The following is a 13,928-nucleotide window of genomic DNA, read 5'->3' on the forward strand; positions in this document are numbered from 1 at the left end:
TACCTGGCGGATTACGGCACCAGATAGCCTTTCACGCCCGTGAAGATAATCTGTGCCGCCAGCGCGCAGACGAACAGCCCCATCAACCGGCTGACAATCTGCAACCCCTGATCACCGAGAATCCGCTCGATACGGTTCGACAGATACAACACTACGCCGACCGTAAAACTGGCCAGGGCAATACTGAGAATGGCCGTGAGTTTGTCGTCCCAATGCGGCTGGCTCACGCCCATGACCAGCAAGGCACCAATGGTGCCGGGGCCGACCGTCAATGGGATGGTCAGCGGGACGATGGTCACGTCCTGCTGCACATTGTCGGTCTGCACCGCCGACTTGCCCTGGGCCATGCCCAGCGCCGAGATAAACAGCACGCTGCCGGCACCGATGCGGAAGGCGTCCACGGTGATGCCGAAGACACTGAAAATCACACGCCCGAACAGGTATAGCAAAACGCTGGACACCAGCGTGGCGGTTGCCACTTTCCAGGCCAGCCGACGCTGTTCCTTGCGTGAATAACCGCGGGTCAGGCTGATGAAGCAGGACAACACGAAGAACGGGCTGTAGAGCACCAGCATCTTCAGGTAAACGCTAAATAACACGTGGAGCATGATTTCGGCTCGCAGCAAGAGAGTGGTGAGGCGAAGTCTATCAGTCGATCAATTGCGTGTGGGTATCGGCGTCAAAGACTTTGTTGATTTAGTATTTGTTAGTGGTGTTATTAACTAAGGTTTGGATAATTTAACAGTGGGCTGGGTATGGAGTTACATATTTGCGTTTGTTAGTGTTGGTTTGATTGGATATTGTTTGTTTGCCAGCTCATGAAGAGCTGGCTTAACTATTAAAAAGGAGTCTTTTGTGAATAATCAGGTCTTTGGCGAGCACTATATTTCTGACTGTATTAAGTGTTTGCAGGCGTATGAGATTGATGATGTATTGACTATTCGCCCTCGTAACAAGTTTTCGGTGGGTGACACCGTTGCAGAACCATCGAAAGCCTCCATTGTGGGCGAAGGCGTATTGTCTTTCAGCAGTGGCCTCAGTGGTGAAAACCGGTCGGATGCACAGAATGCCTATCTGTATGCAACCCTTGTAGCGAACAAGGCATTTCCGGAGGACTACCAAGGAAAAGAATGGTATGGGCTGTTTAAGGAAGTCATGGGCAAAGCGGGCTGGTCAAGCATCAGCCTTTACTACAATGACTTGAATATCAGCGGAACCAGTGTTCGCATGGACAAACTGGTGTTGGAGATTCTTGGCTCTGTAGTCGCAGGCGTTGCGCTGCCTGGTCCGACGACTGCATTGATGCTGAAAGTGGCAGGGGATGCGATTACCGCCCTGCAAAAACGCGATACGGCACTGACCGTTTATGAACGAAATTTGTTGCAGCACGGCGTGGGCGGAATAGCGGCCGGTGCGTGCATTGAAAATAATGGCGTCGCCACGATGGCGCTCGGTGCGGTGCGGTTTTTACGCAGGAACGGGTCGCACAAAGTGTTGTTTGTGGATGTGGATACTCGCGAAGTGAAGCTGTATCGCGGGGAAGCAGTATTTGAGAAAAATGAGCTGGTCGCCAAAGCCACTCGTGATCTTATTGCGAACAAACTAATCGCTCATTCCGGCAAAGTTGCCGATTACGACATCTAATTAAATGGGATGGGTAGTCGGTTGTCGGCTGCCCTTCTTTATTGGTGAGTGGATAATATGAATTGCGATTACTCAGTGGTGGTTGTTGGGGGGGCAATCGTGATTGTTCCTGTATCTGATGGGTTGGCAGCTCATGATGATTTGGTCAATTCAGTATTCCTGGCGCAGTTGGTTGCCAACAAACAAGTTGAAAAAGACTCGGCAGCTGATTGGTACAACGCCTATGTGGCGGTTTTGGATGATTTCTGGCTGCGGCATACAAAGGTGCGAGAGGAAAAGCTTATAACCCGGCACAGCGGCGAATCCGCGATCGACTGGGTTACCGCTGCGATGGCAACGGGTGCTTCAGACGACGGGCGAGTGGCTGCCGCAATATTGGCGCGGGTGGTGAATGTGTCGGGCACTGAACCTGCAATGAGCTTGCTGTGCAGTCACATGCAAAAAGCTTGCGTAGATGAATCAACTGAAGTGACTGCGCCACCCAAGGTTATGCGTCTACTGGTGATCCTTGCGAGAACGCCGACCTCGATGACAAGCGTGTACCTGGAGTTCAATACTCCTTTGGAGATTAGCCCCAATCCTTTGGCGCAATTGTATCGGGCCGAGGATGTGCAAGGTGTTGTCAGCCTGCGTTACGCTCGGGCCAATCTGTCCGAAGTCCTCTACGGTCCTGCGCGTGCGGCTGTCGCCTTCAAGATCAGGGAAAAGCTTGAGGGTCAGGTTGCGGTGCTGAGCCTGACCGAAGACGCCTCGGGTCTGATCGAATTGCACCACAAGGCGGCTCAGGAGATCTGAGCCGTCGCCCTATTCTGCTGATCTCGCTGTGCAACCCAATGCTCGATCAGGTCGCGCAACTGCGACAGCTCGACCGGTTTGGCCATGTGCCCGTCCATTCCGGCCTGGCGCGCACGCTCCTTATGCTCGGCAAGGATGTGTGCGGTCAGCGCCACCACCGGCGTGCGAATCCTCTGATTGCCGACTTCCCAGGCACGCAGCTGCTGGGTGGCAGAGAAACCATCGAGGATCGGCATTTCACAGTCCATCAGGACCAGGTCGTAACGCTGGGCTTTCATTGCCTGCAACGCTTCTTCGCCATTGCTGGCGGTGTCCGGTTGCAGGTTGAGCTTGCCGAGCATGCCGCGAATCACCTTGGTCGAGATGTTGTTGTCTTCGGCCACCAGAATGCGGAAATCACTCGGAACCTTGACCGGCAGGGTCGGGCCGGTGGGCAGATGCTGCGAGACGGCAAGGCCCTTGTTGCGCTGGTTCAACTCGTCCGCCAGGGTGGTCTTGAGGGTGTAGCCGGCCACCGGTTTGGCGAGGATGCGCTTGATCCCGGAGTTGCGCGCGATGATCTTGCTCGGTGCGTTGCTGATGCCGGTGAGCATGATCAGCAGAATATCGTGGTTCAGGCTCGGGTCTTCCTTGATCTTGGCCGCCAGTTGCATGCCGGTCATGCCGGGCATGTTCTGGTCCAGCAGGACCACGTCGAAATAATCGCGCAGGTGAGCCTTGGTGCGCAGCAGCGCCAGCGCCTCTTTACCGGATGGCACGGCGCTGACGTTCAGGCCCCAGGCGCTGCATTGCTGCACCAGCACTTTGCGGCAGGTGTCGTTATCGTCCACCACCAGCACGCGCGCACCTTGCAGCGGCCCATCGAGGTCGGAGGTCGGGTGTTCGAGACGATCAGGGTCCAGCGGCAGGGTCAGCCACAAGGTGCTGCCCTGGTTGGCGCCGCTCTTGATGCCGAATTCCCCTTGCATCAAACGGATCAGTTGACGGGCAATCACCAGCCCCAGATTGCCGCCCAGGCTGGTTGCGGAGAGGAAGTGCTTGCTGTGCAGTTCGGCGTGCATCAGGGCGTCGCGCTCTTCGGCCTCCATCGGCACACCGCTGTCTTGCACGGCGATGCGCAAGCGCGGTTTGGCGCTGCGTTCGTCAAGGGCAACGACGATCAGGATCTCGCCCTCGTCGGTTTTCTTCAGGGCGTTTTCCAGCAGGCTCAGCAAGGTCTGGCGCAGTCGCGTAGGGTCACCGCTGATGACGCGCGGCACTTGCGGCTGGATGAAACTGATCAGCTCGACGTTCTGCTGTTCAGCCTTGGCGCGGAAGATGCTCAGGCAGTCTTCGATCAAGGCGTTGAGGTCGAACTGCACGTCGTCCAGTTCGATTTGCCCGGACTCGAGCTTGGAGATGTCGAGAATCTCGTTGATCAGGGTCAGCAGTTCGTTGCCGGCGCTGTGGATGGTTTGCACATAGTCGCGCTGCTTGACCGACAGTGGCGTGCCCAGCAGAAGCTCGGTCATGCCGAGCACGCCGTTCATCGGGGTGCGGATTTCGTGGCTGATCTTCGCCAGGAACTCGGCCTTGGCGTTGATCTCGGCGTTGCTGGCCGCCAGGTCGCGGCTGACGCTGAAACGATCTTCGGTGATGCTGCGCTGACGTTCGCCCAGCGCAATGCTCATCAGCAGGCCGCTGATGCAGATGAACACCAGCAGCGTGATGATCAGGCCTTGAGGTGCGACCAGGGTCAGCCCCAGCAGGGCGGGCAACATGATCAGCGTACCGATGTTGAACACCACCATCGCCGCCACGAACAGACGCGCCGGGCGATAACCCTTTTGCCAGTGATAGGCGCCGACGAACAACATGCTCAGACCCGCCAGGGCGACCAAGGCGTAGGTAATGATGTTCAGCGGCAACGTGTTGACGAACAACAGCAGCAAGCCGCAGACCACGATGAACAGAATGTCCCCCAGCAACAGCTTGTTCAGCGGGTGCGACCCGAGCGGGGCGAAAAAACGATAGGCGAACATCAGGCCGCAGGGCGCCGTCAGCAGCAAGGCGAGATAAGCGCCGGGGGTCTGCACCGCGTGCCAGTTGGGGAGCCAGGGCCCTGCCAGATTCAGCAATAGCAACAGGCTGAGCATCAACAAGGCTTCGCATCCGGCCAGCCACAGGCTGCTGCGTGAGCGGGTATAGGCATAGCGGACGAGGTTGTGCAGGATCAGCATGCCGATGCAACCGAACAGCAGGCCGTAAATCAGCATCTGGTTCTGATTGGCTGCGGTCATGACCGCCGATTGCAGGGTGATATACGGCCGCAACTGGTGTTCAGACACCAGTCGCAGGTAGACGTCGAGGGGTTTGTCGCTTTGCGGCAGCGGCAACATGAAATCGCTGCTGGGCAGGGGACGGTCAGTCTGGGGCTGGCCGGTGCCGGTGTTCAATTGATCGATCAGCGTGTCGCCGTCGAGCACGTACAGATTGAGGTGCGACAGGTCGGGGGCGAACACTCGAAGCAATTGCTCGTGCTTGCCGGGCGTGAGCTTGAAACGCAGCCACAACGCACCTTCGGGCTCGGCCGCGGTGAGGCGGTCGAGATCGATGGGGCTGAATTGATTGGTGTAGCGAGCGGAACGGATGTCGCTCAGCTGCAGGTCGCCCTGTTCGTCAAGCAATACCGCCCAACCACTGCCTTGCGCGGCCTGGGCCGGGAGCATGCAGAGCAAGGTCAGCAACGTGACGGTTAAACCTATGGCAATCCTGAGCCAGCGCACGGCGAAATCCCTTCGTAGGTTGATGCCAGATTATAACTATGCGCGGCGTCGGAACAGTCCGGCAAGGGCCTGAAGCTCAAGCCCTGCCGAACGGATCGCTTATTCCTGATTTTCGCCACGCTCGCGGGCAATGGCACGGTAGCCAATGTCCTTGCGATAGAAACTGCCTTCCCAGTCAATCTTCGCCGCCAGTTTGTAAGCCTGCTGCTGAGCAGCATCAACGCTGGCGCCCATGGCGGTTGCGCAAAGCACACGACCACCGGCTGTCACCACCTGACCGTCTTTGAGCGCAGTACCGGCGTGGAAGACTTTGCCTTCCAGTGCAGCGGCTGCATCCAGACCGTTGATGGCGACGCCTTTAGCGTAGTCGCCAGGATAGCCGCCCGCTGCCAGTACGATACCGACGCTCGGACGTGGATCCCATTGCGCTTCGACCTTGTCCAGGGCTTGCGCCAGGGCCGCTTCGACCAGCAATACCAGGCTCGACTGCAAACGCAGCATCACCGGTTGGGTCTCAGGATCACCGAAACGGCAGTTGAACTCGATAACTTTTGGGTTACCAGCCTTGTCGATCATCAGGCCGGCATACAGGAAACCGGTGTAGACGTTGCCTTCATCGGTCATGCCACGCACGGTCGGCCAGATCACCAGGTCCATGACCCGCTGATGGACGTCAGCGGTGACCACCGGAGCAGGGGAGTAAGCACCCATGCCGCCGGTGTTCGGACCGGTGTCGCCGTCGCCGACGCGTTTGTGGTCCTGACTGGTGGCCATCGGCAGCACGTTCTTGCCGTCGACCATGACGATGAAGCTGGCTTCTTCGCCGTCCAGGAATTCTTCGATCACGACACGGGAACCGGCGTCGCCGAACGCATTGCCTGCGAGCATATCGCGTACGGCGTCTTCGGCTTCGGTCAGGGTCATGGCAACGATCACGCCTTTACCAGCGGCCAGGCCATCGGCCTTGATCACGATCGGCGCGCCTTTTTCACGCAGATAAGCCAGGGCTGGCTCGATCTCGGTGAAGTTCTGGTAATCGGCCGTCGGGATCTTGTGGCGCGCCAGGAAGTCCTTGGTGAAGGCTTTCGAACCTTCAAGTTGGGCAGCGCCGGCCGTCGGACCGAAGCAATCCAGGCCGCGGGAGCGGAACAGATCGACAACACCGGCAACCAGCGGGACTTCCGGACCCACGATGGTCAGGGAAACGTTCTTCTCGGCAAAATCTGCCAGTTGCTCAAGGGCCAGTACGTCGATAGCGACGTTCTCGCACTTGGCTTCAATGGCGGTGCCGGCGTTGCCCGGGGCAACAAACACTTTCTGCACACGCGGATCCTGAGCCACTTTCCAGGCCAGGGCGTGTTCACGGCCACCGCTGCCAATGATCAAAACATTCATTTCAAAAACCTCGGATGACGCTAATTCTGGAGGCAGCACTGAAGCTGCTTTTCTGTGGGAGCTGGCCTGCCGGCGATGCAGACAGCTCGGTTTATCAGCTAAACCGAGGGGATGCTATCGCTGGCAGGCCAGCTCCCACAGTGGATCGTGTACTTAGTGACGGAAGTGGCGCATGCCGGTGAAGACCATGGCGATGCCGGCTTCGTCGGCAGCTGCAATCACTTCAGCATCACGCATCGAACCACCCGGCTGGATCACCGCAGTGATGCCGACCTTGGCCGCGTTGTCCAGGCCGTCGCGGAACGGGAAGAACGCGTCGGATGCCATGACCGAACCGGCCACTTGCAAACCGGCGTGTTCAGCCTTGATCGCAGCAATACGTGCCGAATTCACGCGGCTCATCTGGCCAGCGCCGACGCCGATGGTCTGACGGTTCTTGGCGTAGACAATGGCGTTGGATTTAACGTACTTGGCCACTTTCCAGGCGAAGATCAGGTCGTTGATTTCCTGTTCGGTCGGCGCACGCTTGGTCACGACTTTCAGGTCTTCGCTGCCGATCATGCCGATGTCGCGGCTTTGTACCAGCAAACCGCCGTTGACGCGTTTGTAGTCCCAGGCAGCGGCGCGGTCGGCCGACCACTCGCCGCAGGCCAGCAGGCGCACGTTGGCTTTGGCAGCCACGATGGCGCGGGCTTCTTCGCTGACGCTTGGGGCGATGATCACTTCGACGAATTGACGCTCGACGATCGCCTTGGCGGTTTCAGCATCCAGTTCGCGGTTGAACGCGATGATGCCGCCGAACGCCGACTCGGTGTCGGTGGCGTAAGCCAGTTCGTACGCCTGACGGATACCGCCTTCAGCGTCCGGGCTGACCGCAACGCCGCACGGGTTGGCGTGCTTGACGATCACGCAGGCCGGCTTGACGAAGCTCTTCACGCATTCCAGTGCGGCGTCGGTGTCGGCCACGTTGTTGTACGACAGTTCTTTGCCTTGCAGCTGGGTCGCGGTGGCAATGCCGACTTCGGCAGGCTTGGCTTCCACGTAGAACGCCGCGCTCTGGTGCGGGTTCTCGCCGTAGCGCATTTCCTGGGCCTTGACGAACTGGCTGTTGAAGGTGCGCGGGAACTCGCTGCGACCTTCGGTGCTGAGGGTGTCAGCGGCCTGGTTCACGGTGCCCATGTAGTTGGCGATCATGCCGTCGTAGGCTGCGGTGTGTTCAAAGGCCTTGAGCATCAGGTCGAAACGCTGAGCGTAGGTCAGACCGCCGGCCTTCAGGCCTTCGAGGACGCTGGCGTAGTCGCTGGCATTCACCACGATGGCCACGTCTTTATGGTTTTTTGCTGCCGAACGGACCATGGTCGGGCCGCCGATGTCGATGTTTTCGATGGCGGTCGGCAGGTCGCAGCCTGGCTTGTTGATGGTGGCTTCGAACGGGTAAAGGTTGACCGCGACCAGATCGATCGGCTTGATGCCGTGCTCGTTCATGATGGCGTCATCGATACCGCGACGACCCAGGATCCCGCCGTGGATTTTCGGGTGCAGGGTCTTGACCCGACCGTCCATCATTTCTGCGAAACCGGTGTAATCCGCGACTTCCACTGCGGCAACACCGTTGTCGCGCAGCAGCTTGAACGTTCCGCCGGTGGAGAGGATCTCGACGCCCAGGGCTTCAAGCTCTTTGGCGAATTCGAGGATCCCGGTCTTGTCGGAAACGCTGATCAAGGCGCGGCGGATCGGCAGGCGGGTAGTCTGGTCGGTCATTTCAATTTCCATCAAAAGCAAAGGAGTCAGCAAAAAAGGCGACCGTTTTTACGCGGGCGCCTTTCTGGTTTGATTGAATGCTTACAGCAAATCGTACTGCTTGAGTTTCTTGCGCAGCGTGCCTCGGTTCAGCCCGAGCAGCTCGCTGGCCTTGGTCTGGTTGCCCTTGACGTAGTTCATCACGCACTCGAGCAGGGGCGCCTCGACTTCGGAGAGCACCAGGTTGTACACATCCGTGACGGCAGCGCCCTCAAGGTGGGCGAAATAATTGTGCAGCGCCTTCTCGACACTCCCGCGAAGGGTCTGACCTTCTTCGCTCGGCGTATTGAGGTGCTGTTTCAAATTCACGTTGTCGCTCACGGGTGTTGTTCCACTCACTAAAGTCTCGGTCATCATCGTCATGCGGCCACCTCGTCTTCGTCCCCTGTCAGGCTCTTATAACGTTCGGCGAAGAAGCCCTGAACGTTGGCGCATTGTGCTTCCGTATCTTCCAAACGATTGAAGTGGGCGCGAAACTCCCTGGCGCCCGGCAAGGTTGCGAGATACCAGCCCACATGCTTTCGAGCGATACGGACGCCCATGACGTCTCCATAGAAGACGTGCAGCGCAGCCAGATGCTCTAGCAGAATGCGTTCCACCTCGATCAGTTCCAGCGCCGGGAGTTTCTCGCCGGTACGCAGGAAATGATCGATCTCGCGAAAAATCCATGGCCGCCCCTGGGCAGCCCGGCCTACCAACAGGCCATCGGCACCAGTCGCGTCGAGCACGTACCGGGCCTTCTCGGGTGAATCGATATCGCCATTGGCGAAGACCGGAATCGACACCGCCTGCTTGATCGCGGCGATGGTGTCGTACTCGGCTTCACCGGTGTACAGATCGGCACGGGTGCGGCCATGGACCGCCAACGCCGTAATGCCTGCCTGCTCGGCGATCTTCGCCACCGTCAGGCCGTTCTTGTTGTCCCGGTCCCAGCCGGTACGGATCTTCAAGGTGACCGGCACATCAACCGCAGCCACCACGGCCTGCAGGATCTCGGTCACCAATGCTTCATCCTTCAACAGGGCGGAACCGGCGGCCTTGTTGCAGACCTTCTTCGCCGGACAGCCCATGTTGATGTCAATAATCTGTGCGCCCAGTTCGACGTTGGCCCGGGCCGCATCCGCCAGCATCTGTGCATCACCCCCGGCGATCTGTACCGAGCGTGGCTCGGGATCACCTTCGTGGATCATGCGCATCCGCGATTTGCGGGTGTTCCACAAACTCATGTCGCTGGTGACCATTTCCGAGACTACAAGCCCTGCGCCCAGTCGCTTGCACAGCTGACGAAAGGGCTGGTCGGTGACGCCCGCCATGGGGGCGAGAATCAAGCCGTTGTGCAATGTATATGGACCGATGCGTACCGCCGACATAGGACTTCCCTGTTGTGGGGCCGGATCATGAGAGTTCGAAAAAGGGTTGGCATGATACCCGCTCTCGATGACTGGATAAAGGCTGAATTGAACAAAATCTGAACAGTAATTCTGTTATCGCCAGCGGTTTGGTATGAGCGGTCAAAGTCAGAAATATGCCGTCAACGCCGTAGCACTGAACCGTTTCACTCGGGCGAATGGAAGCTCAGGCTGTAATTCACCGCTTTGGCGCCTGGATCGAGGATATCCAGTGCGATGTGTATCGGCGTTTGCGGCGGCATCTCCGCCATGCCTTCGAGGTCGCCGTTGAGGTACTCGCCGGGCTTGAAGCGACGGCTGGCGATCAGGTGGCCATTAAGGTCGGCGAAACGCAGTTCCAGCAGCGGGAAGGGCTGGGAGAAGGGTGCACGGTTGTAGATGATCGCATCGACCACCAGGGCGCCGTTGAACTCCGGGTGGCTGCGGACCACCAGGTTGCTGCTTTTTATTTTCGCGATATCAACTTTGGATGGCACCGTGCAACCGAGTTGCGGGCACAGTTGCTGGAACCATGGGCGGTACTGGTCCTGACGGGCCAGTTCGTCGAAATGATAAGCGATGTATTGACCGGCGAGTGCGGCGGCACCGAGCAGCACCAGCAGCAGCCAGAAAAGCCGTCGGCCCCAGGGGGAGCGACGTCTTTGCCAATCGAGTTGCAGCGGATCGTCGGTCAGGTCCTGCAAGGCGTCGGCACGCTCGGTTGCCTCACTGCGTTCGTGTCGCTTGCGCAAGGGGACAATCGGGGGCAGGTCGTCGTCAGGTGCATCGGTTGCCGACAGGCGATCATGGTGCAGAGGCATGTCGAGCGGATCATTCAGGCGCAGTTGCGGCACCTGGGGCTCTTCGTCCAGATCAACCGGTTCCAGCGAGAACGAAGGTTCAGTGCGCGAGTGCTTGCCCGGTTCTGTCTGCGTTTCCGGTGGGTCGGCTTCGACCGCCTGGGCGCGATCAGCTGCCGATTCGCTGAAGAGGCTGTCGGACCAGGGTTCATCGTCGTGCTCGACAGAGTCGCGGCGAGCACTGAGACCGTTTTCGCGATGCCGGCCGAATTCCGTGGTCGGCTGGATTTCCCGCTGTTCGAGCCGGGCGAGTTCTTCGTCCAGGTCCAGGCTGTCCAGGTCCAGTTCGGTGGCGGACCATTGCTTTTGGCTGATGGCGCGCTGTGCTGGCGGTTCGACAATGGCCGGGGCGACCGGTTTGACCGCGTCCTTGTCGGCCCGTTGCTCAAGCAGCTGCTTGGCGGCGTTGAACACCTGCAAGCACGAGCCGCAACGAACCACTCCGCGGGCCACGCTCAATTGAGCATGGCTGACGCGGAAACTGGTTTGGCAATGCGGGCACTGGGTGACGAAGCTGTCGGTCATGCGGCGATCCGGTTTATGCAGGCGCTCATTCTAGCGCCGACGGCCAGTGATACGCACCCAGCCATCGCGATTGGCGATCGGGTCCAGATCGAAGTCTTTAGCGTAGGCTTTGGCGACGTCTTCACCTTGCTCGGCGAGGATGCCCGACAGCGCCAGACGACCACCGGGTTTGACCAGGCTGGACAATTGCGGCGCCAGGGAAACCAGCGGACCGGCAAGAATGTTGGCCACCAGCACATCGGCCTGAACCTGCGGCAGGTCTTCCGGCAGGTACAGCGGGAAGAGGGCTTCGGCAATGTTGTTGCGCCCGGCGTTGTCGCGGGACGCTTCCAGTGCCTGCACATCGATGTCGGTGCCGACAGCTTCCTTGGCGCCCAGCAGCAGGGCGGCAATCGCCAGAATCCCCGAGCCGCAACCGAAGTCGAGGACGTTGCAGCCTTTGAGGTCCTGACCGTCGAGCCATTCCAGACACAGCGCGGTGGTCGGGTGGGTGCCGGTGCCAAACGCCAGGCCCGGGTCCAGCAGAATGTTCACGGCGTCGGGTTCAGGGGCAGCGTGCCAGCTTGGAACGATCCACAGGCGTTGACCAAAGCGCATTGGCTGGAAATCGTCCATCCAGCTGCGTTCCCAGTCCTGGTCTTCGATGACTTCGCTGTGATGCTCGGGCAGCGGGCTGCCGGTCAGCAGTTCAAGATGGGCCAGTACGCTGGCGGCTTCGGTGCCACCTTCGAACAGGGCCAGCAGGTGCGTGTGCGACCACAGCGGCGTGGTGTTGAGTTCCGGCTCGAAGATCGGCTGGTCTTCGGCGTCCATGAAGGTCACCGACACGGCGCCCACTTCAAGGAAAGCGTCTTCGTAGGTTTCGGCTTGTTCTGGGCTGATGGCGAGACGGACTTGCAGCCAAGGCATGGCGGGCACCTTTGAAAAATATTGATTGCAGCCTAGCGGGCTGCGAGAAGCGCGCAAGTTTACGCGAGCGCGGAGGTTTTGTGGGAGTCCGCTGTACCGGTGTGAGCGAGCTTGCTCACACAGGGGCATGGCGACAGGTTGGATGAAACCTCCAGAAACAACAAAGCCACTGGAAAGTAGCTTTTGTTGGCCTGGGTCACATCTCAATACGGATTCATTGCATGATTGGCTTTGAGCCATTGCAGGCCTTTGCTGGTCAGGCGATACCGTTGCAGTCGGCTTTTAGGTTGTCCGGGCAATGTCATTTCAAGGACCTCGGCAGCGATGGCCGGCAATATGTAAGCCTTGCGGAAGTGGTCGGCGTTTTTAAGAGTCATGGCGGTTTGTAATTCTTGCCTGCTCATTTCACCATCAACGACTTTCAGCAGGGCAGCGACTTCCATGGTGACTTCCATGGTGACTTCCATGGTGGTTTTCCCAGTCGCAATTTCTGTTCTTTGCGTTTGCGGGTGTGCGGGCAGCCGTACGACGTAAGAAATACGCTCGTCGTCGGTTTCAAACAGCGGCGCAGGTGAGCCATTCGCGGCCATGACCTTGAGGATTTTTGGAATGCCCGTCGAACGGCCTTCAGTCAGATCCAGTTCTTTCAGAAACTCACCAATTCGCCTGTTACGGTAGCGACGGCTTACCGCGCGGCCCAAGCGCAGGTCCTCCATTCGAATCGAACGGTCTGGTCCGGGAAAGCTCAATATCACCAACTCTTCCTGACTGATGCGGACCTCGATGGGCTCGCGCTCCTCATAGGAGCGGTGATAAACCGCATTGACCAATGCCTCTTCAATCGCAGTAAACGGGAAGTTCCAGACTCGTGTGGACTCGGCACGATCTGGGTGTTTGATCACTGTTTCATGCAGAAAATTGCGCTGGATATAGCCCAAGGCCTCGCGGGTAATGGTGGCCAGAGGACCTTTAAAGATTTTTTCGTCAAAGCGGTCGCCATCTGCGCCTTCGGGGAACCACAGCACATCAATTTGTGTTCCGGGAAAGAACTGCTCGGGGGTATCACTGAAAAACATCAGTCCCACATTCTTGGGCCACGGCGATTCGATCGGGCCGCCCACGATGTTCATTTGACGGCCCAGTGCCTCGATTGACAGGTTGTCTGCATCGTCTGCGAGTGCACTGCCAATTTCTTGCAGGAAGCTATGCATCAACAGTTTGGATAGATCGCCGGCACGGGCACTCAGGTTGAAGCGGTCATCGAATGGAACCTTGGCAGCAAGGCTCAAGAGTTCCTGTTCGGTTTCTCCCTTGGCCTCTACCGTGCTGCTGTAGCGACGGATGTAGTAGTGAAGGCTTCTGTGTTTGGCGGTCACTGCGCAAGGGGCTTTGTAGGGGCGATTTTGCCCGCCCGGTGCCCACAGTACGATTAACTTGCAGCCTTCGACCTCTTCCACACTCAATACTGGAAAGTAGGCGGGCTGAATTGATTGGCAAGCGGCCAGCAGTTCGAGCTGTATTTTGTCGAGGATGTTGTCGGCAATGCCACACGGAGGAAAGATCGGCTGACCGTTGGCATCGCAGTCCTGCCCAATTACTACGTACCCGCCGCCCAGGTTTTCAAAGTCGTTGGCGAACGCGCACAGCGTGCGAATGATCGGGTCAGGATTCCAACCCGCTTTGTATTCGATTCGCTCGCCTTCGACTGTCCGTTGACGCAGGAGGTCGTTGAGATTGATAGGCAATTTTTGAGGCATCGGCAGGCTCTGGTTCGTCAACGTGGCGTTGATTAGTGGGCGATTATAGTCAGCTCGGATTGGCTGGCACCTGTCATCTAAGCCCCTCCG

General features: G+C 58.5%; 11 protein-coding genes. 2 read left to right on the top strand and 9 right to left on the bottom strand.

The features are described 5' to 3' along the window. Positions 1-11 precede the first annotated feature (11 nt). Complete coding sequence (locus tag ACYZT8_RS02830; RefSeq protein ID WP_007937197.1) at positions 12-608, bottom strand: MarC family protein; 597 nt, start codon at positions 606-608, stop codon at positions 12-14. A 247-nt stretch (positions 609-855) separates the two neighbouring features. Here ACYZT8_RS02830 and ACYZT8_RS02835 point away from each other — a divergent pair, with 247 nt between their 5' ends. Together ACYZT8_RS02835 and ACYZT8_RS02840 are read left to right on the top strand one after the other, a co-directional pair. Beyond that, positions 856-1,644 carry a hypothetical protein gene (locus ACYZT8_RS02835; protein ID WP_461979075.1) on the top strand — a complete coding sequence of 263 codons (789 nt, stop codon included), beginning with the start codon at positions 856-858 and terminating at the stop codon, positions 1,642-1,644. 57 nt (positions 1,645-1,701) lie between these two features. Next, positions 1,702-2,439 (top strand): hypothetical protein, encoded by a 738-nt coding sequence (locus tag ACYZT8_RS02840; RefSeq protein WP_461979077.1) that lies wholly within the window; start codon positions 1,702-1,704, stop codon positions 2,437-2,439. On the opposite strand, the gene ACYZT8_RS02845 is transcribed toward ACYZT8_RS02840, so the two are convergent. The 8 genes from ACYZT8_RS02845 to ACYZT8_RS02880 all read right to left on the bottom strand — a co-directional run bounded on the left by ACYZT8_RS02845 (position 2,427) and on the right by ACYZT8_RS02880 (position 13,838). After that, the gene (locus tag ACYZT8_RS02845) at positions 2,427-5,204 is read right to left on the bottom strand and encodes a hybrid sensor histidine kinase/response regulator (RefSeq protein WP_461979079.1); all 2,778 of its coding nucleotides are present in this window, start codon (positions 5,202-5,204) and stop codon (positions 2,427-2,429) included. The genes ACYZT8_RS02840 and ACYZT8_RS02845 overlap by 13 nt on opposite strands. 99 nt (positions 5,205-5,303) lie before the next feature. Further along, positions 5,304-6,599, bottom strand: a complete 1,296-nt coding sequence (gene purD, locus ACYZT8_RS02850) for a phosphoribosylamine--glycine ligase (RefSeq protein ID WP_461979081.1) — start codon at positions 6,597-6,599, stop codon at positions 5,304-5,306. Between the two features lie 153 nt (positions 6,600-6,752). Beyond that, complete coding sequence (gene purH, locus ACYZT8_RS02855; protein WP_461957052.1) at positions 6,753-8,360, bottom strand: bifunctional phosphoribosylaminoimidazolecarboxamide formyltransferase/IMP cyclohydrolase; 1,608 nt, start codon at positions 8,358-8,360, stop codon at positions 6,753-6,755. A gap of 81 nt (positions 8,361-8,441) precedes the next feature. Then, positions 8,442-8,762, bottom strand: coding sequence for a DNA-binding transcriptional regulator Fis (gene fis / locus ACYZT8_RS02860; protein ID WP_007907419.1), 321 nt, complete (start codon positions 8,760-8,762; stop codon positions 8,442-8,444). Further along, complete coding sequence (gene dusB / locus ACYZT8_RS02865; protein WP_438659739.1) at positions 8,759-9,769, bottom strand: tRNA dihydrouridine synthase DusB; 1,011 nt, start codon at positions 9,767-9,769, stop codon at positions 8,759-8,761. Before dusB ends, fis begins: the two co-directional genes overlap by 4 nt. Positions 9,770-9,954: 185 nt before the next feature. Next, positions 9,955-11,172 (bottom strand): DUF3426 domain-containing protein, encoded by a 1,218-nt coding sequence (locus tag ACYZT8_RS02870; RefSeq protein ID WP_461979083.1) that lies wholly within the window; start codon positions 11,170-11,172, stop codon positions 9,955-9,957. A 30-nt stretch (positions 11,173-11,202) separates the two neighbouring features. Continuing rightward, the gene (gene prmA, locus ACYZT8_RS02875; RefSeq protein WP_461979085.1) at positions 11,203-12,081 is read right to left on the bottom strand and encodes a 50S ribosomal protein L11 methyltransferase; all 879 of its coding nucleotides are present in this window, start codon (positions 12,079-12,081) and stop codon (positions 11,203-11,205) included. Between the two features lie 203 nt (positions 12,082-12,284). After that, a complete protein-coding gene (locus ACYZT8_RS02880) occupies positions 12,285-13,838 on the bottom strand; it encodes a Fic family protein (RefSeq protein WP_461979087.1) in 1,554 nt (517 codons plus the stop codon). Between the last annotated feature and the right edge of the window lie 90 nt (positions 13,839-13,928).

Source organism: Pseudomonas sp. LB3P93 (assembly GCF_054898025.1).

Bases quoted from the DNA above. Each gene is read 5' to 3' on its own strand.
- ACYZT8_RS02840 (WP_461979077.1), top strand. From the start codon at position 1,702: ATGAATTGCGATTACTCAGTGGTGGTTGTTGGGGGGGCAATCGTGATT.
- ACYZT8_RS02880 (WP_461979087.1), bottom strand. From the start codon at position 13,838: ATGCCTCAAAAATTGCCTATCAATCTCAACGACCTCCTGCGTCAACGG.
- ACYZT8_RS02830 (WP_007937197.1), bottom strand. From the start codon at position 608: ATGCTCCACGTGTTATTTAGCGTTTACCTGAAGATGCTGGTGCTCTAC.
- fis (WP_007907419.1), bottom strand. From the start codon at position 8,762: ATGACGATGATGACCGAGACTTTAGTGAGTGGAACAACACCCGTGAGC.
- dusB (WP_438659739.1), bottom strand. From the start codon at position 9,769: ATGTCGGCGGTACGCATCGGTCCATATACATTGCACAACGGCTTGATT.
- purD (WP_461979081.1), bottom strand. From the start codon at position 6,599: ATGAATGTTTTGATCATTGGCAGCGGTGGCCGTGAACACGCCCTGGCC.
- ACYZT8_RS02870 (WP_461979083.1), bottom strand. From the start codon at position 11,172: ATGACCGACAGCTTCGTCACCCAGTGCCCGCATTGCCAAACCAGTTTC.
- purH (WP_461957052.1), bottom strand. From the start codon at position 8,360: ATGACCGACCAGACTACCCGCCTGCCGATCCGCCGCGCCTTGATCAGC.
- prmA (WP_461979085.1), bottom strand. From the start codon at position 12,081: ATGCCTTGGCTGCAAGTCCGTCTCGCCATCAGCCCAGAACAAGCCGAA.